The sequence below is a fragment of the Halomonas sp. HL-93 genome (genome assembly GCF_900086985.1).
GTDB lineage: Bacteria > Pseudomonadota > Gammaproteobacteria > Pseudomonadales > Halomonadaceae > Vreelandella.
Genome location: NZ_LT593974.1, coordinates 744258 through 763400, shown reverse-complemented (window position 1 = coordinate 763400; position 19143 = coordinate 744258). Strand labels below are relative to the sequence as shown.

14 protein-coding genes are annotated in these 19143 nt (G+C 58.4%); 10 read left to right on the top strand and 4 right to left on the bottom strand.

The genetic code is table 11. The annotated features are described in order from the left end of the window. Positions 1-43: 43 nt before the first annotated feature. Positions 44-3979, bottom strand: coding sequence for a phosphoribosylformylglycinamidine synthase (gene purL / locus GA0071314_RS03405; RefSeq protein WP_074395325.1), 3936 nt, complete (start codon positions 3977-3979; stop codon positions 44-46). Between the two features lie 184 nt (positions 3980-4163). Between purL and mltF the strand changes: the two genes are divergently transcribed. Beyond that, entirely contained in the window at positions 4164-5627 is a 1464-nt protein-coding gene (gene mltF, locus GA0071314_RS03400) for a membrane-bound lytic murein transglycosylase MltF (protein WP_074395324.1), read from the top strand. A gap of 12 nt (positions 5628-5639) precedes the next feature. Continuing rightward, positions 5640-7598 carry a sensor domain-containing diguanylate cyclase gene (locus tag GA0071314_RS03395; RefSeq protein ID WP_074395323.1) on the top strand — a complete coding sequence of 653 codons (1959 nt, stop codon included), beginning with the start codon at positions 5640-5642 and terminating at the stop codon, positions 7596-7598. On the opposite strand, the gene tadA is transcribed toward GA0071314_RS03395, so the two are convergent. After that, positions 7576-8067: a tRNA adenosine(34) deaminase TadA gene (tadA, locus tag GA0071314_RS03390; protein WP_269449432.1), complete on the bottom strand. Its 492-nt coding sequence runs from the start codon at positions 8065-8067 to the stop codon at positions 7576-7578. The genes GA0071314_RS03395 and tadA overlap by 23 nt on opposite strands. A gap of 85 nt (positions 8068-8152) precedes the next feature. Here tadA and GA0071314_RS03385 point away from each other — a divergent pair, with 85 nt between their 5' ends. Then, positions 8153-8968 (top strand): acyl-CoA thioesterase, encoded by an 816-nt coding sequence (locus GA0071314_RS03385; RefSeq protein ID WP_074395322.1) that lies wholly within the window; start codon positions 8153-8155, stop codon positions 8966-8968. Between the two features lie 125 nt (positions 8969-9093). Here the strand turns inward: GA0071314_RS03385 and GA0071314_RS03380 are convergent, their stop codons facing one another. Together GA0071314_RS03380 and rpmE are read right to left on the bottom strand one after the other, a co-directional pair. Continuing rightward, positions 9094-10365, bottom strand: coding sequence for a malic enzyme-like NAD(P)-binding protein (locus GA0071314_RS03380; protein ID WP_074395321.1), 1272 nt, complete (start codon positions 10363-10365; stop codon positions 9094-9096). Positions 10366-10683: 318 nt separating this feature from the next. Continuing rightward, positions 10684-10899: a 50S ribosomal protein L31 gene (gene rpmE / locus GA0071314_RS03375; RefSeq protein ID WP_074395320.1), complete on the bottom strand. Its 216-nt coding sequence runs from the start codon at positions 10897-10899 to the stop codon at positions 10684-10686. A gap of 143 nt (positions 10900-11042) precedes the next feature. Here rpmE and GA0071314_RS03370 point away from each other — a divergent pair, with 143 nt between their 5' ends. The 7 genes from GA0071314_RS03370 (at position 11043) to ubiE (ending at position 19142) form a co-directional block, all read left to right on the top strand. Then, positions 11043-13265 (top strand): primosomal protein N', encoded by a 2223-nt coding sequence (locus GA0071314_RS03370; protein ID WP_074395319.1) that lies wholly within the window; start codon positions 11043-11045, stop codon positions 13263-13265. A 117-nt stretch (positions 13266-13382) separates the two neighbouring features. After that, complete coding sequence (gene argS / locus GA0071314_RS03365; RefSeq protein WP_074395318.1) at positions 13383-15068, top strand: arginine--tRNA ligase; 1686 nt, start codon at positions 13383-13385, stop codon at positions 15066-15068. Between the two features lie 3 nt (positions 15069-15071). Then, positions 15072-15800, top strand: coding sequence for an SPOR domain-containing protein (locus GA0071314_RS03360; RefSeq protein ID WP_074395317.1), 729 nt, complete (start codon positions 15072-15074; stop codon positions 15798-15800). Positions 15801-15935: 135 nt separating this feature from the next. After that, positions 15936-16469, top strand: a complete 534-nt coding sequence (gene hslV / locus GA0071314_RS03355) for an ATP-dependent protease subunit HslV (protein WP_074395316.1) — start codon at positions 15936-15938, stop codon at positions 16467-16469. Between the two features lie 11 nt (positions 16470-16480). After that, positions 16481-17803, top strand: a complete 1323-nt coding sequence (hslU, locus tag GA0071314_RS03350; protein ID WP_074395315.1) for an ATP-dependent protease ATPase subunit HslU — start codon at positions 16481-16483, stop codon at positions 17801-17803. Positions 17804-17881: 78 nt separating this feature from the next. Further along, positions 17882-18265, top strand: a complete 384-nt coding sequence (locus tag GA0071314_RS03345) for a gamma-butyrobetaine hydroxylase-like domain-containing protein (RefSeq protein ID WP_074395314.1) — start codon at positions 17882-17884, stop codon at positions 18263-18265. A gap of 121 nt (positions 18266-18386) precedes the next feature. Then, the gene (gene ubiE / locus GA0071314_RS03340) at positions 18387-19142 is read left to right on the top strand and encodes a bifunctional demethylmenaquinone methyltransferase/2-methoxy-6-polyprenyl-1,4-benzoquinol methylase UbiE (RefSeq protein WP_074395313.1); all 756 of its coding nucleotides are present in this window, start codon (positions 18387-18389) and stop codon (positions 19140-19142) included. Position 19143 lies beyond the last annotated feature (1 nt).

Sequence of the window (19143 nt, the reverse complement as noted above, 5' to 3'; positions counted from 1 at the left end):
TCACCTAGTGTTTTGACTGACGTCAACTGGATGATCTCAACAATTAACCCAACCAAGTGCGCGCATTGCGGAACAAGCGCAGCCAGGCGCCATCCTCGGTCCATTCGCTGGGGCGCCAGGAATTGGTAACCGCGCGCGCCACGCGCTCTGGGTGCGGCATCATGATCGTGACGCGCCCGTCGGGCGTGGTCAGCCCGGTAATACCCGACGGTGACCCATTGGGATTCGACGGGTAGCGGGTAGTCGCCTGGCCGTAATTGTCGATGTAACGCAGTGCCACCTGACTGCTCGACTGCATCCGGCGTAGGTGGGCACTGTCGCGGAATGCCGCCTGGCCTTCGCCATGGGCAACTGCGATCGGCAACTGAGAGCCTTCCATGCCCGCCAGCAAAATGGAGGGGCTCTTTTCGACCCGCACCATAGAAACACGTGCTTCAAACTGCTCGGATTCGTTGCGCACAAAGTCGGGCCAGTCTTTTGCCCCGGGTATTAACGACTTCAGTTGCGAAAGCATTTGGCAGCCGTTGCAAACGCCTAGCGAGAAGCTGTCATCACGTTTGAAGAACCCGGCAAACTGCTCGCGGGCACGCTCGTTGAACAGCACTGACTTCGCCCAGCCGCCACCTGCGCCTAACACGTCGCCATAAGAGAAACCGCCGCAGGCCACCAAGCCTTTGAAATCATCAAGCGACACCCGTCCTTCAAGAATGTCACTCATATGCACATCTACGGCGTCAAAACCGGCTTTATCGAACGCCCAGGCCATTTCCACTTGGCCATTGACGCCCTGCTCACGCAACACGGCCATGGCCGGTTTTGCGGTGTTGATAAACGGCGCGCTGACATCGTCATTGATATCAAAGGTAGGCGATGCACTAAGTCCGGGATCGCGAATATCGAGCAGGTTGTCGAATTCGTTTTTCGCACATTCTGGGTTATCGCGCAGCGCCTGCATGCGATAACTGGTTTCTGACCAGGTACGCTGGGTCAATTGACGCGTGGTTTCGAGCAGCGGCTCTTCAAATAGCGTCACGCGTACTTGGTCATCATAGCGCGGACGCGCGATCACGCCGCAGGTTTCAATACCGGCCACGGCAAACTGGGTCAGCACTTCTTCGGTGTGCTCACGGTTGACCTGGATTACCGCGCCCAGTTCTTCGGAAAACAGCGCGCTAAACGCCTCCACCGGCTCATCAATCAGCCAATCGAGCTTGATCTCAAGCCCCGCGTGGGCAGCAAAGGCCATCTCCAACAGCGTCACCAGCAGGCCACCATCGCTGCGATCGTGGTACGCCAACAGCTTGCCGTCACGGTTTAGGCCTTGAATGACTTCAAAGAACGCCTTGATGTCTTCGGCGTCATCTACATCGGGACATTCATCGCCCACTTGGCCATACACCTGCGCCAATGCCGAGCCACCTAGACGGTTCTGGCCGTTGCCCAGGTCGATCAAAATCAGATCGGACTCGTCCTGTTCGAGATTAATTTGCGGCGTTAGGGTCGCCAGCGCATCGGTCACAGGAGCAAAACCGGTGACCACTAGTGAGAGCGGCGAGGTAATGCTTTTGTCTTCTTTTTCGCCTTGCGGATTGTCGGCTTGCCAAGCCGTGCGCATTGACATGGAATCTTTGCCCACTGGAATAGCAATCCCCAGCGCCGGGCATAATTCCATGCCCACCGCATGCACCGCATCAAACAGCGCCTGGTTTTCGCCGGGGTAGTCGGCTGCGCTCATCCAGTTAGCCGAGAGTTTGATATCGCCCAGTTTGGCAATCGGTGCGGCTGCCAAGTTAGTGATCGCCTCAGCGACGGCCAGCCGGGCGCTTGCGGCAGGGTCAATCAGAGCCACCGGGGGACGTTCGCCCATGGCCATCGCCTCGCCAGTGTGTGTATCAAAGCTCGCAGTGGTCACCGCCACATCGGCCACTGGGACCTGCCATGGGCCGACCATTTGGTCACGCGCCACTTGGCCGGTAATAGAGCGGTCGCCAATGGTGATCAGGAAGCTTTTCGAAGCCACCGTCGGCAGTCGCAGCACGCGATCCATCGCTTCACGCAGGTCCAGGTTATCGAGCATTACACTCGAGGTGGCGGGCGTTTGGCGGTTAAATTCACGCAGCATTTTGGGCGGTTTGCCAAATAGCACGCTCATCGGCAAATCCACCGGCTTGGTTTCAAAGTGGCCGTCGCGCACTTCCAGATAGTGCTGTTCAAGGGCTTCGCCCACCACAGCGTAGGGACAGCGCTCACGGGCACAAAGTGCATCAAAGGTAGCGATATCCTCGGGTGCCACGGCCAGCACATAGCGTTCCTGCGCTTCGTTGCACCAGATTTCCAACGGACTCATGCCAGGCTCGGCATTAGGCACCGCGCGTAAATCAAACAGGCCGCCGCGGCCGCCATCCTTAACCAGTTCGGGCAGCGCGTTGGAAAGCCCACCGGCGCCTACATCGTGAATAAAGCGAAGGGGGTTATGGTCACCCAGCGCCCAGCAGCGGTCGATGACCTCTTGGGCACGGCGTTCAATTTCCGGGTTTTCCCGCTGTACGGAGGCAAAATCCAAATCGGCGCTCGACGCACCCGAAGCCATGCTGGAGGCCGCGCCGCCGCCCAGACCAATCAACATCGCCGGGCCGCCCATGACGATCAGCTTGCCACCCACCGGAATGTCGCCTTTTTGCACATGGTGGGCACGGATATTGCCATAACCGCCGGCGATCATGATCGGCTTGTGGAAACCACGCCGTTCAATCCCGTCGTCACTCAGCACATCCTGCTCGTAAGTGCGGAAATAACCGGTCAGGTTAGGGCGACCAAATTCGTTGTTGAAGGCCGCGCCGCCGATAGGGCCATCGAGCATAATCGAAAGCGCCGACTGCATGCGCTCGGGCTTACCGTAATCGAAAGCTTCCCAAGGCTGAACAAATTCGGGAATGCGCAGATTGGATACGGTAAAACCTGACAGCCCCGCTTTGGGTTTGCCGCCGATACCGGTCGCCCCTTCATCGCGAATTTCACCGCCCGACCCCGTCGCCGCACCTGGGAAGGGCGCTATGGCCGTGGGGTGGTTATGGGTTTCCACCTTCATCAGGATGTGGATAGGTTCCTGATGCGTGCCGTAAAGGGCGCGCTGGTTATCGGCACCCGTCAATGGGGTGGCGAAAAAGCGTCCCGCCTGACTGCCTTTAATGACGGCTGCATTGTCGCTGTAGGCGGAGAGTACATTTTCCGGCGACGTAGCGAAGGTGTTCTTGATCATCTTGAACAGCGAATGGCTTTGCGGCTCGCCGTCGATCAGCCAGTCGGCATTGAAGATTTTATGGCGGCAGTGCTCGGAGTTCGCTTGGGCGAACATCATCAGCTCAACATCGCTTGGGTTGCGGTTCAGCTCATTAAACGCTTCCACCAGATAATCGATTTCGTCATCCGCCAGCGCCAGCCCCAGCTCACGGTTAGCCGTGGCCAAGGCCTCGCGGCCGCCAGTGAGAATATCCACGCTGCCTAACGGCGCCGGGTCGTGACGGGCGAACAGCTTGGCGGCATCCGAGGCATCGGTCAGCACGCTTTCGGTCATCCGGTCATGAAGGCAGGCCACCACCGCGTTAAATGCGTCTTCGTCGGGTGATGAGCTAAATGCAATGCGATAATCAATACCGCGCTCGATCCGCGAAATGCCCATCAAGCCACAATTATGGGCAATATTGGTGGCCTTAGACGACCAGGGAGACTGGGTGCCAATGCGCGGCACCACCAAAAAACGCCGTGCGCCCTTGGGTGGCTCAACCGCTTCCTCATGGCCGTAATCCAACAGCTGCGCCAACCGCTCGTGGGCAGCCTCATCCAATTCGTCGTGATGGTCAATAAAATGAACGTAGTCGGCGGATAGCGCCTCGACCTCGGGAACACGTTCACGCAGCACCGCTAATAACCGAGCATGACGGAAGGCAGAAAGGGCGGGCGCGCCTCGCAGTTCGAGCATATCCAGAAGCCTCTAGAGCAGGAAGAATTCGAGCAGACAAATCAACAGGCCGCCATGCGGCCGTCTTTTGTGACACTAATTAGCGGCTATGATACTGGAAAGCGTCGGCCACACGAAATCAACAAGGTGACAGCCTGCTAGCGGCTGGGTATCGTGGCAGCTTACCCTGTGCCGACAAGACGCCATGCTGACGTTGATTTGCCGACATTTTATCGCTTGCTCCAGCCATTACTTCGCGCTAACGGCCATTGCGCTGTTGGTGATGATGCCTACCTTTTCGTTTGTGCCGGAAGGCGAGCACCTGGAGCAAGTTCGTCAGCGTGACTTTATTACCCTCCATACGCGCAATACCCCCTTCACTTATTATGAAGGGCGCAACGGACCAACAGGGTTTGAGTATGAGCTCATGCGTCGGTTTGCCGATAGCTTGGGTGTCAGCCTTAACATTGAAGCCCAGCATCATCCGGAAAGCATCCTTTCCACGGTGCGCGAAAGAGGAGATTTGGGGGCTGCCGCGCTACCACTGCTCCCTGACACGCCGGGCATTCACTACACCCGCCCGATTATCAATATGCAGCCGCTCGTGGTTTACCGTCGCGGAATCAACGGCATCAATGCGCCAAGTGACTTAGTCGAACTGTCACTGGGTACGTTAAGCGGCGCCGGAACAGGCAAAGCATTACGTGAGCTTCAGCGCGATTACCCAGAATTAAGCTGGCGTGAATCCCAGGAGCTCGAAGTTGCCGAGCTACTGGCTCAGGTTGAAAACGGCAGCCTGGATGCAGCGGTGATTTTTGACCACCAGTTCCGCATTAACCGACTGTTTTTCCCTAATGTTGAGCACGGCTTCGCGTTGGGCGAACCGGTATCAATGGCGTGGGCGGTGCCCAGCGGACGCGGGCTTGGGTTGCTTGAGGCGGCCAATCGCTTTATAGAAGACCTGCAGCAGACGGGCATGCTCGACCAGCTGATGGAGCGCTACTTTGGCCACGATGATTACCTGGAATATGTCGGCACCCGAACCTTCCTTGCTCACTTGGATGCTCGGCTGCCTCGTTACACCGACGACTTCAAACAAGCCGCCCAAACCACCGGTTTCGACTGGAAGCTTCTCGCGGCGCTTGGCTACCAGGAGTCCCATTGGGACCCTGACGCCGTCTCCCCCACCGGCGTGCGCGGCTTGATGATGCTGACCCACCCTACCGCAGAGGAAATGGACATTGATGATCGCCGCGACCCCGCGCAAAGCATTGATGGCGGCTCGCGCTACCTGCGCAGCCTCAAAGACCGGCTGCCTGACGACATCACCGGTGATGACCGTCTTTACATGGCGCTGGCAGCCTATAACGTTGGCCTTGGCCACCTTTATGACGCCCGCGATATCGCCGAAATGCGCGACGGCAACCCCAACCGCTGGGCAGACGTTCGCGAGGCCCTGCCCCTGCTACAACAGCGCGAATGGCACAGCAAAACACGTTTTGGCTATGCCCGCGGCGGCGAGCCGGTGATTTACGTGCGCAATATTCGCCGTTATTACGAGATGATTGAGTATGTTGAGCGCAGCCGCCAGCAGTTTTTTCAACTAGGCCAAACGCCTGTCAACGCAGACCCGCTGGTAATGTTTGAGTCTATACCGTCGCTTGATTAAGTCGAGACCTTAATGCCTCAAACGCTTTTCAATCGCACCGCGCTAAGTCTTGCTGTCATCGTCATGGTCGGCGCGGCAGCACTTTTGATGCTGGCACCGGGGATCACCTCCCTGGCATTGTGGTTACTGGGCCTCGCTCAACTGGCAACGATGCGTGGAACCCGGCCATTGGCATGCCTGCTCGCCTCCGGCGCCTTCGCATTACTCGCCCCAGGCATGCTCAGCTACCTGCTGCCCGAAGCCTGGCTGCCCACCGCCGCCTGGCAACTGCTGGCCGAACGCGTTTTACCGGGCGCGACGCTCGAAACACTCCGCGCACCGTTACTCACCAGCATCGCCCTACAACTGACTGCGCTGGCACTGCTGTTAGATTTACGCGCGCGGCTTGGCGCTCCATTACTGGTCATTGCGGCCGCCCTTTTGCTGGGCCTACAAAGCATTGGTTCTACCCTGTACTCTGGCTTTACCCCCTTGCTTCACTATGCAGCGACTTGGCCTTCACTACTCCTCCATGCAACGCTGCTGCTCGCCCAAGCCGTTTACGCCAGCCCTTACTGGTATGGCAAGCGCTATCTTGCCACGTCGCTATGGTCGACCCTCGGCTTAGTAGGCGTAACCCTGCTGCTTTGGCAGCAGCTCCACCTCCAGGCCGAGCGCACGCTCTACCAGCGTGCTGAAGCCCGCGTGCAAACCGTGACAAGCCAGTTGAGTCGCGAGATTACCGCCCACCTTGACGCCATGCGCCGTTTTGCGCGCACTTGGGAGCTACAATCGGCGCCACCCAGCTACCGTCAATGGGTGCATCAGGCTGAAGGATATCAACGCGACTTTGGCTACCTGATCAATATGGCCTTCATCACACCCGATAGCGGTATTCGCCAAGTCTACCCCGCCACCCCGGTTAACTTAAGCACCCTTGGGCTACGCCTTTTCGACGTGCAACCAGCAGGCCGTCCCGCGCTGGAACCGGCACTTCGCGGTGAGCGTGAAGGCAGCACCGATATTATTGAGCTGCTGCAAGGCGAAGCGGGCATGATCCACTATTTGCCCGTGAACAACGAGCAACAAACTCCGATAGGCGCAGCGGCAATGGTGGTGAGCTTTTCACAGCTGGCTGACACCCTATTTGAGCGGCTAACCGATACCGAAGGTTTGATTCAGTGGCGCGATGGCGAACAGATCCTCGCCGAACACGGAGATGCTTCGCACCCTGGTCCATGGGCGTATCAACACCGGGTAGCGCTAGGCGATAAAACACTGACGCTCTCGGACCAGCCGCGACGGCAGTACCTACTGAGCCAACTCCCCAGGCTGCCTACGTTAAGCCTCGTGCTAGGTCTGACATTCGCCTATTTGGTGTACTTGGTAATCTATACCTTTAAGCGGTTAGGCCATCATCACCGCGCCATACAGGAAAGCAATCAGTCACTTCAGCAAGAAATAAAGACCCGCAGCAAATTGCAGCGCGAGGTCGAATGGCTGGCGCGCCACGATGAGTTAACCGGCATTGCTAATCGCCGACACTTTCTCGACCATGTCAATGAGCATCAGAACCAACGGCCGCTCAGCCTGGCATTGTTTGATATCGACCATTTCAAACGCGTCAACGATCAGTTGGGACACCTGGTGGGCGACGACTACTTAGCACGCATGGCCGTGTTGGGAGAAGCCTTGATCGGGCACTACGGCGGCATTTTTGCGCGCTACGGTGGTGAGGAATTTGTCGCCTGGCTGCCTGGGTTAGACTTAGACACCGCATACAAGGTGGCTGATACGCTACGCTTGCAACTCGTTGGTGCTCATTTGGCTCATGCGAATGGCGAGCCCATCACCCTTAGCGCTGGTGTGGTCAGCGTTAACGACCCGCAACCGCTCAACATGACGCTTATGATGCAAACTGCCGATGAAGCGCTGTATCGCGCTAAACGGGAAGGCCGCAACCGAGTGGCTACCGGTCGAGCCGCTGACTAAGCTCCCCATCAGCCTCGCCCCGCCTAGCGGCAAAAAACGCTTTTAAACATTTGGTTGCGGGTACCGCCAGCACGCCACCCTGCACGCTAATCGCATGATTAAACCAAGGCTGTGCCAGCAGGTTGGCTTTGGACTCAACCACCCCCGTGCGCGGCTCGGGAGCACCGTACACAAGGCGGCTGATGCGTGCGTGAATCATCGCACCGGCACACATCATGCAGGGTTCAAGCGTCACGAATAGCGTACAGCCCGCCAGACGATAGTTAGCTGCATACTGGGCCGCTGCGCGCAGCGCGCGAATTTCCGCATGGCCGCTGGGGTCGCAACTAGTAACGGGGGCATTGCCGGCCGCACCAATCACCTGGCCCTTTGCGTCGACCACCACCGCGCCTACCGGCACTTCGCCCATTTCTGCCGCTAGGCGCGCTTGGTCCAGGGCCCGATGCATATAAAATTCATCGCTGCGTATCACGGCAAACTCCGTTAAGGTAACAAAACGATCGTATGAACGGTGCTTCCAGCGCCGCTTGATAAGAGACCATAGGATACCGAGAATGGCAGACGCGCTGAATACGCTGGTCAATTTGCTTGAGCTAGAAACTCTGGAAGACACTCTGTTTCGCGGCCAGAGCCAAGATTTAGGCTTACCCCAACTCTACGGCGGGCAGGTCCTCGGGCAGGCACTCGCCGCCGCCAGTCGTACCGTGCCCGATGAGCGCCGCCCGCATTCTCAGCACGGCTACTTTCTTCGCCCTGGTGACCCTCACCGTCCGGTGGTCTATCAGGTTGATACCATCCGCGATGGCGGCAGTTTTACCACACGCCGCGTGACAGCCATTCAAAAGGGCCGCCCGATCTTTTTCTGCAGCGCCTCGTTCCAAAGCACCGAGGCAAGCTTTAGCCATCAACGGGCGATGCCCGAAGTCCTCTCGCCCGAGGCCTTGATGGAAAGCGGTGATGTCAAGCACGCTCGCTTTCCTGGCCACCCGATCGAGTTTTTGCACCTCAAGGGTAATCCAGACCAGGCGATGCCGACGGGCCAGTGCCTGTGGTTTCGACTGGCTGGCAGTCTACCCGACGACGCCGCCCTTCACCGCCACTTGCTCTCCTACGCGTCAGACTTTAATTTGCTGACCACCAGTCTGGTACCCCACGGCATCCGCTTCACCGATCCGCAATTACGCATTGCGAGCCTTGACCATGCACTATGGCTGCATGAAGACACACGGCTGGATGATTGGCTACTGTACGTCATCGATTCACCTTGGGCGGGCGGCGCCCGTGGACTGGCGCGGGGGCATATCTACCAGCGCGATGGCCTTTTAATCGCCTCTACCGCTCAGGAAGGCCTGACACGCTATTCACCGTAATCGTAGATAAAAATACCAGGGGGCAGGCACATTGAGCGCTTCTAGCTTTTTTCAATTAGCCACCCTGGAACACCAACGCCCGCTGGATAGCGGGCGTTGGCAATGGTGATAGCGGATATCGCGGGCTAGTCGCCATATACGTCGTTGATGGAACCGAGTGGGTAATGGGCTGGATACGGCTTACGCGCCACCCCTGAGTCCACAGCAGCCTGGGCCACCGCCGAGGATATACGTGCCAGCAGGCGTACATCGACGGGTGTCGGGATAATATACTCGCGACCAAACTGCATATCGGTCCGCTCATAGGCATCCAGGACTTCCTGGGGAACAGGCTCGCGGGCCAGATCTTTGAGCGCATGCACCGCCGCCAGTTTCATGGCCTCATTGATGCGCGTCGCGCGAACATCGAGCGCACCACGAAAAATAAATGGGAAGCCCAACACGTTGTTCACCTGGTTGGGGAAATCCGAGCGGCCGGTCGCCATAATGACATCAGGCCGCGCCTCGCGGGCAACATCAGGGTGAATCTCGGGATCAGGGTTAGTGCAGGCAAAAATCACCGGATCCGCCGCCATTTTCTTCACCTGCTCCGCCGACAGCAGCCCAGGGCCTGACAAACCAATAAACACATCGGCGCCGTCGATGGCATCATCCAAGGTGCGCATGTCCGTATCCCGCGCAAACTCGGCTTTATATTCGTTGATGCCCTCGCGGTCACCGTGGATAACCCCGCGGCGGTCGAGCATAATCAGGTTGTCTTTGCTCGCTCCACAGGCTACCAGCAAACGCATGCAGGCAATCGCGGCGGCTCCCGCCCCCATGCAAACGATCTTCACGTTCTCGATAGCCTTGCCTGCGATATCCAGTGCGTTGAGCATACCCGCAGCGGTAACAATTGCCGTGCCATGCTGGTCGTCATGGAATACCGGAATACGACAGCGCTCAATCAGTGCTTTCTCAATTTCAAAACATTCGGGCGCTTTGATATCTTCTAAATTGATACCGCCCCAGGTATCGGCAATACGCGCCACGGTATCAATAAACGCCTGCGGGCTTTCAGCGTCAACTTCGATATCCACCGAGTTAATCCCGGCGAAGCACTTAAATAATACACCCTTGCCTTCCATCACGGGCTTGCTAGCCAGCGGCCCAAGGTTACCTAATCCAAGAATCGCGCTGCCGTCGGAAATCACCGCGACTAGATTCCCTTTCCCCGTGTAGCGGTAGGCGTTCTCGGCTTCACGGGCAATCTCCCTGACCGGCTCGGCAACGCCAGGACTATACGCCAGCGCTAGATCCCTTGCTGTGGCGGTGGGTTTGGTCAACTCCACCGACAGCTTACCGGGGATCGGCTTAGCGTGATAATCCAAAGCGGCCTGCTTGTTTGCATCGGTCATGTTAAAGGGTCCAGTTACGTTAATGTGAGGATAAGTGGTGCCAGAATATAGAAAAATCCCAGCCCGCTCAAGCGAGCGGTAAACCCAACATAAAAACGGTCGTTTAACCGACTTTAACCCCAACTTCGTAACATTTCGAATATATTTAATGAAACTTATATGTAACCGCTTCAGTTATAACAGTTACCTTACTGATGCAACGCAACATTTTGTGGAAATTTTTTCCACAAGAATATCAAGGCAAATAAAAACCCACGCCAGTGCGTGGGTTTTGTTGACAGCACCGAAGCACTGACAAGAAGGCAAATCCTGCGTGGATTAGCCGCGCTTGACTGCAGCGCCAAAACGCTTGTTGAAGCGCTCTACACGGCCACCAGTGGTCGCTTGCTTCTGCTTACCCGTGTAGAAAGGGTGGCAGTTGGAGCACACGTCCAGAGAAAATCCCTGGCCCGAGGTCGAGCCTACCTCGAAGGTAGCACCGCAAGAACAGTTGGCGGTGACCGTGTTGTAATTCGGATGGATACCTTGTTTCATCTTGAGCCTCATCAGCGGTATGCCGCCACCTGATCTCGTGCCAGGCACCGCATACGGGTTTAAAAACGACTAACCGGTTAATCGCTCCTTCGTTTAAAGTCGGAGCGGCCGCATATTCTAGCAAAACTAATGCCGGAGGCCAATTGCCCAACGCTGTTTCCGCTCAGGTGCTTAAAATTGCCTTGCCGTCGCCACTGCGGCGTCTGTTTGACTACCTGCCCAGCCGCCAAGCGCCGCCTGATGGCTGGCAGCCGGGGCTACGCGTCCGCGTCCCGTTTGGTCGTCGAGAGGTGGTCGGGGTGGTCGTTGAACTGGCCGACCACAGTGACCTGCCGCAGTCCCAACTGCGCAGCGTCAGCGAAATATTAGACGACGCCCCTCTGCCCGCCGATTGGTTATGGCTTTGCCAATTCACAGCACGCTATTACCAGCATAGCCTGGGCGACACGCTGGCCATGGCGATGCCTGCACGGCTACGCCAGGGCCACCCGATGGCGGGGCGCACGCAAACTCTTTGGCACGCAGAAGGCCCCTCCAACGATGAACGCCTGAGCCGTGCTCCCAAGCAGGCAGAGTTACACGCGCTACTGCGCCAGCACCCTCACGGATTGCCGGGCCGTGCGGTCAGCGCGCATGGTTTTAGCCGCGACCAACTGCTTGCCCTGGAAAAAAAAGGCCTCGCCCATGCCCAGGACATTACTCTTACCGCCCCCAAGCCACCCAGCGGCAGCTTATTGGCGAGCCCGGCGCTGCCACTTAATCGCGAACAAGCCACCGCGCTTGCTGCATTACACGAAAAGCTCGATGGCTATCACCCTTGCTTGCTAGAGGGCGTCACCGGCAGCGGCAAAACGGAAATTTACCTACAGCTAATTGAAGCGGTGGCCGCCAAAGGTAAGCAGTCGCTAGTACTGGTGCCGGAAATTGGCCTGACCCCACAAACGCTTGCGCGCTTTAAGAGCCGCTTTCGCGTGCCGGTTTTGGCGCTGCACTCAGGGCTCACCGACCCTGAGCGCCTGGACGTCTGGGAGGCCGCTGCCAGCGGACGGGCGCTGATCATCATTGGTACTCGCTCGGCGATTTTCACGCCGCTAGCCAACCCAGGGGCGATTATCGTCGATGAAGAACACGATGGTTCCTACAAGCAGCAGGACGGCCTGCGCTACCATGCGCGGGACTTGGCCGTCGCCCGCGCCCACCGACATAAAATTCCCTTGTTACTGGGCAGTGCAACGCCGTCCCTTGAAAGTCTGCAACAGGCACTGGCGGGGTCTTACCGCCACTTACGCTTGACCCAGCGTCCCAGCAGCCACCCACCCGCTAAACTCGAGCTGGTGGACATGCGCCACCAACGTCGTCAGGGCGGGTTATTACCACCAGTGTTAACCGCCATCAAAAACACCCTGGCTGCCGGCAAGCAGGTATTGATTTTTATCAATCGGCGAGGCTTTGCGCCAACGCTTGCCTGCCATGCCTGCGGCTGGCTGGCTGAATGCGGCCAGTGCGATGCCCGTATGACGCTGCATCGACAGCCACCGCTACTGGCCTGCCACCATTGCGACAGCCGCCGCGCCCTGCCGGACGCTTGTCCCCAATGCGGTAGCGGTGATTTACGCGCCCTGGGCAGCGGTACAGAACGTACCGAAGAAACGCTGCAAAGCCTGTTTCCCAAGACCACGGTGCAACGCATCGACCGTGATAGCACGCGGCGCAAAGACAGCTTTGAGAAAATGCTTAAAGAGATTCAACGTGGCGAGCCCTGCCTGCTGGTGGGCACGCAAATGCTTGCCAAGGGCCACCATTTGCCCCACGTAACGCTCGTAGTGGTGGTCAATGCCGACGGCGGTCTTTACGCGGCGGACTTCCGCGCCCTTGAGCACAGCACTCAGTTGCTCGAACAAGTGGCCGGCCGAGCTGGGCGGGCGGCCCACCCCGGCCGCGTGCTGGTACAAACGCTTCACCCCGATGACCCGCATCTGGGTCAGCTCGCCGAACACGGTTATGGGGCACTGGCACGTAACTTGCTGGAAGAGCGCCGCCTGGCCCAATTGCCGCCGTTTTGTTTTATGGCGCTACTGCGGGTCGAAAGTCCTAAAGAAGAGGCGGCTCTTAGCCTGGCCCAGCAGGCCGCCCAGGCACTACGCCAATGGCTAGGCGAAGCCGGCTCCCCAGTACGTTGTCTAGGGCCGGTACCCGCGCCTATGGAGCGTCGCCAAAACCGTTACCATCTGCAGGTGATGCTCGCCGCGGATAAACGCAGTCAGCTACATGCTGCGACTAGTTGGATGGTGCAATGGCTTGAAGCCAACCGCGAGGCGCGGCGGGTTCGTTGGTCAATCGACATCGACCCACAAAGTCTGTCCTAGTCGCCAGCGCACACACCGCTTTGAAACTGCGCGCCAATTGCCGATAATGGGGCACTTTGCCGCCGCATAGCGATGCGTGCATGTACACGCCGCCACTGATAACACCCGGATACTTAAATGAAAGACACGATTAGTTCACTGCTCGACGGCGCGGTCTCCGCGCTCAAGCACCAAGGCGTGCTGCCCGCTGATCTACAGCCCACCATCAAGGTGGACCCCACCAAAGACAAATCCCACGGCGATTACGCCACCAACCTGGCGTTAATGCTCGCCAAACCGGCCGGCATGAAACCCCGCGAACTGGCGGACGTTCTGGTTGCGGCGCTGCCTGCAAGCGACGCTATCCAAAAAACCGAGATCGCCGGCCCTGGGTTTATCAACTTTTTTGCCGCCTCGGATGCCGTCGCACAAATTGTGGCTCAGGTACTCGACAGCGGCGATGCATTTGGCCGCAGCCTGATCGGCAAGGGTCAAAAAGTTCAGGTGGAGTTCGTTTCGGCCAACCCTACCGGGCCGCTTCATGTGGGTCACGGCCGGGGCGCCGCGATCGGCGATTGCCTGTGCCGCCTGCTTAATGCCAGCGGCTATGACGTGACCCGCGAGTTCTACTACAACGACGCGGGGGCGCAAATTGTCAATCTGGCGCGCTCGGTGCAAGCCCGCGCCAAGGGCCTCGGCCCCGACGATCCAAGCTGGCCGGAAGACGGCTATCGCGGCGAATACATCACCGATGTCGCCAAGGACTTCATGGCGGGTGAAACGGTCACCGCCGATGACCGAGAAGTCACCGCCAATGCCAACGCCGACGACCTTGACGCGATTCAGGCCTTTGCCGTGGCCTGGCTACGCCGCGAACAGGACCTGGACCTCAAAGCCTTTGGCGTCGAGTTCGACGTGTACTTTCTTGAATCTTCGCTATATGCCGACGGCAAGGTGGATGCCACCGTTGAGAAGCTCATCGCGGCGGGCCACACCTATGAAGAAGACGGCGCGATGTGGCTGCGCACCACCGATTTTGGCGACGATAAAGACCGCGTGATGCGCAAACGCGAAGGCGGCTACACCTATTTCCTGCCCGACGTGGCTTACCACCTCGACAAATGGCAGCGCGGTTTTAAGACGGTGATCAACGAACAGGGTGCCGACCACCATTCGACCGTGACCCGCGTGCGTGCAGGCTTGCAGGCGCTGGAAGTCGGCATTCCCAAAGGCTGGCCCGACTATGTGCTGCACCAAATGGTCATGGTGACCCGCTCAGGCGTCGAGGTAAAACTCTCCAAGCGCGCCGGTAGCTATGTCACCGTGCGCGACCTGATCGACGAAGTGGGCCGCGACGCCACGCGCTTTTTCCTGTCCGCCCGCCGCGCCGACTCACAGTTGACCTTTGATATCGACCTGGCGCGCTCGCAGTCCAACGATAATCCGGTGTATTACATCCAGTATGCCCACGCCCGGGTGTGCAGCATGCTGCGCAAGGCCGAAGCAGCCGGGCAGCCCTTCGATCACCCCCTTGCCATGGCCAATTTAGCCCTACTGGACAGCGACCAGGAACGCGCCGTGCTCAACCGTTTGGCCCGCTACCCGGAGGTGGTCGAAAATGCCGCTAACAACCGTGAACCCCAGCAGGTAGCCCAATACTTACTAGACCTCGCGGGCGATTTCCATACCTGCTATAACGCCGTCAAGGTCATGGTCGACGACGACACACTACGCAACACACGTCTGGCGCTGGGCCTGGCGACCCGCCAAGTCTTGCGCAATGGCTTGGATTTAATGGGGGTCAGCGCCCCCGAGGAGATGTAATCCATGGCCAGTCCGCGTAAAAAGCCCGCCCGCCGCGGTGCCACGAGCCAACGCAAAGCTGCCCGCCGCTCCAGCGGTGGGTTCCGCTTGCCCGGCTGGTTATGGGCACTGGCAGGTGTGGCGGCCGGTTTCTTTCTTGCCCAGCATCAGCATGGCACCGCCCCCTGGCAGGACACGCCGGATGACAACGCCCAAACGACGTCTGACTCAACCGCTGAGGAGCGAGAAGCACGCGAGGCCGCACGAGAAACCGAGTCATCGTCTGAGTCGTCCATGCCAACGTTCGAGTTTTACACCCTGCTGCCTGAAACCGAAGTCATTGCGCCCGGCGTCACGCCTCCTTCCAGCGTTGAACAGCCGGCCGCTGCCGAAGCGGATGCGGATGCGTCCAATCGCGACGACGATACCGTTGACGACCCCATTGCCCAGGTCATCGCTGCCAATATGCGACCGGAAGAACAAGTCACCACCGCACAGCAAGCAGCCAATGAAGAGGATGCACGCTATGTACTACAAGCCGCCTCGTTCCGCGAGCTTGATGACGCGGAGCAGCTTCAGCAGCGGCTACGCAACTTAAGTCTGCTGGCGCAAATCAGCGAGATCCAAGCCGATGGCAGTACTTGGCACCGAGTGCAGGTGGGCCCTTACGACGACACCCGCGAACTCAATCGCGCTCAGGATCTAATGACCACGCAGGGTATTGAGCCACTGCTGATCCAACTACAAAACTGAGAAACTCACACCCCAATGGTGCGCGGGCGGTTGATTTTTTATCGGCCGCCCGCATTTTGTTGTGAACCGCTTAATAATGGTCGCACCCCGACCCGACCGTCATCGGGAGCTCGCCTCCCCCAAGGAGTTACCTCCATGACCACCATCGTATCCGTGCGTCGCGGAAACCAAGTCGCCCTGGCGGGTGACGGCCAGGTATCGCTTGGCAACACCGTAATGAAAGGCAACGCCAGCAAGGTACGCCGCCTCTACCGCGGCAAGGTGCTAGCGGGCTTTGCCGGCGGCACCGCCGATGCGTTCACCCTATTTGAGCGCTTCGAAGCCCAACTGGAAAAATACCAGGGCCACCTCACCAAAGCTGCCGTTGAGCTTGCCAAAGACTGGCGCACCGACCGAGCGCTGCGCCGCCTGGAAGCGCTATTGGCGGTGGCCGACCACAGCGCTTCGCTGATTATCACCGGCAACGGTGATGTCGTTGAGCCCGAACGCGGCATTATCGCGATTGGCTCTGGCGGCAACTTTGCCCAGGCAAGCGCTCGGGCACTGTTGGAAAATACTGAACTGGGTGCCCGAGAGATTACCGAAAAATCCCTCGCTATCGCCGGTGACATCTGTGTGTTCACCAATCACCACATCACGCTTGAAGAGCTGAACACCAACGAACGCTGAGGCCCCTTTTTATGACCCAGATGACACCCCGTGAAATCGTCCACGCCCTGGACCAGTACATTATTGGTCAACAGGATGCCAAACGTGCCGTCGCCATTGCACTACGCAATCGCTGGCGCCGCATGCAACTGGACGATGAATTACGCCCAGAAGTCACGCCCAAAAACATCCTGATGATCGGCCCCACCGGCGTAGGTAAAACCGAAATCGCTCGCCGTTTGGCTAAACTGGCGCGTGCGCCCTTTATTAAGGTTGAGGCCACCAAGTTCACCGAAGTGGGCTATGTAGGCCGCGATGTCGAGTCGATTATTCGCGACTTGATGGAATCGGCCATCAAAATGGTCCGCGAACATGCCAAGGAAGAGGTTGGTCACAGGGCCGAAGACGCCGCCGAAGACCGCATTCTCGATGCACTGCTACCACCGCCCCGTGGTCAGGAAGATAAGCCCCGCGACGATAGCGGCACTCGCCAGACCTTCCGCAAAAAACTCCGCGAGGGGCAACTGGACGACAAAGAAATCGATATCGAAGTGTCTGCCCAGGGCCAAGGCATCGACATCATGACCCCGCCGGGCATGGAGGAAATGACCAGCCAGTTGCAAAGCCTATTTTCCAACATGGGCCAGCAAAAGCGCGAAACCCGCCGCGTGAAGGTGAAAGAAGCCTTCGGCCTGCTGCGCGACGAAGAAGCCAGCAAGCTGGTCAACGAAGAGGAAATCAAGGCCCGCGCCGTGGAAGCGGTCGAGCAACATGGTATCGTCTTCCTGGATGAGATCGACAAGGTGGCCAAGGGCAGCGGCCAATCAAGCGGTGGCGAAGTCTCCCGCGAGGGCGTGCAGCGCGATTTGCTACCGCTTATCGAAGGGTCGACCGTCTCGACCAAGTACGGCATGGTCAAGACTGATCACATCCTGTTCATCGCGTCGGGGGCTTTCCATCTGTCGCGGCCGTCGGACCTGATACCTGAGCTGCAGGGCCGCCTGCCCATCCGCGTTGAGCTGGATGCGCTGACACCCGGTGACTTCAAGCGCATTCTGACCGAGCCGTCTGCCTCATTGACCCGGCAGTACAAGGCATTGCTGGCCACTGAAGGGCTTGATGTTGAGTTCACTCCGGATGGCATTGAGCGCATCGCCGAAATCTCCTGGCAGGTCAACGAAGGTACCGAGAACATAGGTGCGCGTCGCCTGCATACCGTGATGGAGCGGCTGCTGGAAGAGGCTTCGTTCAAAGGAGGCGATATGGAAAGCCCGCTGTTGATCGACGCCGACTATGTGAATGCTCAACTGGGTGAACTAGCCGTCGACGAAGATCTATCGCGCTATATTCTGTAACGTACTGGCTCGGCAAGGATGCCGAGTTTTGGTGTGCCACCACTGGCCGCCGACACCCAGCCACTTTTGAGGTGTGTTATGACTGCTCCCACCCCCACCCGCGTTCACTATCATAAGCCGACCCGCGAACTTGAGCTTGGTTATGCCAATGGCGAAAGCTATCGCCTGCCGGTGGAGCTTTTACGCGTTTACTCGCCCTCTGCCGAGGTGCGCGGCCACGGCGGAGATACCGCTGTATTGCAGGTCGGCAAAAAAGATGTGGGGCTGCAGAACATCACCCCAGCGGGCAACTACGCGCTCAAGCTGCACTTTGACGACGGCCACGATAGCGGCCTGTTCAGTTGGAACTATCTATATGATCTCGCCCAGCATCAAACGGCCTACTGGGAAAACTACCTGCAACGGCTTGAAGACGCCGGCGCCTCCCGCGAGCCTGCCAGCATCCAGTTCAAACAGCTGTGACGTCGCGCCCCAGGGCAAACGCAGACAAGTCGGGGCGGACAGGGCTACAATGTCGTCAATCTTTTAATGCGACGACCGCTGGGTCGACGCTCATCGCCTTGAACTCTGGAGCCAGAGCCCCATGAGCCCCACGGATAAACGCACTACTGATTTTGGTTATCAGAAAGTCCCTCTCGACGAAAAAGCCTCTCGGGTGGCCGATGTTTTTCACTCGGTCGCCGCACGCTATGACGTCATGAACGACCTTATGTCGATGGGCATTCACCGCGTCTGGAAGCGCCTGACCATTGAGCGTGCAGGCGTGCGGCCCGGTCACCACGTCCTTGACATCGCCGGCGGTACCGGCGACTTGACGCTCAAGTTCTCGCGCCTGGTCGGCCCCCGGGGCAAGGTCGTGCTGGCCGATATCAACGCCTCCATGCTCAACGTGGGACGCGACAAGCTGATGGACAACGGCGTGGGCAGCAACGTCGAGTATGTCCAGGCCAACGCCGAGTGCCTGCCGTTCCCCGACAATAGCTTCGACTGCATCACCATTGCGTTTGGCTTGCGTAACGTCACCGACAAAGACGCCGCGCTACGTTCGATGACACGGGTGCTCAAACCCGGTGGACGGTTATTGGTGCTAGAGTTTTCCAAGCCCAACAACCCACTGCTGTCGAAAGCCTACGACGAATACTCGTTCCGCCTGCTGCCGAAAATGGGCGAGTGGGTGGCAGGAGACGGCGATAGCTACCGCTATTTAGCCGAATCGATCCGCATGCACCCCGACCAGGAGACGCTGAAAAGTATGATGGAGCACGCGGGTCTTGAGCGGGTCGAATACACCAACCTTACCGGCGGCATTGTCGCGCTTCACCGCGGCATCAAGTTATGAC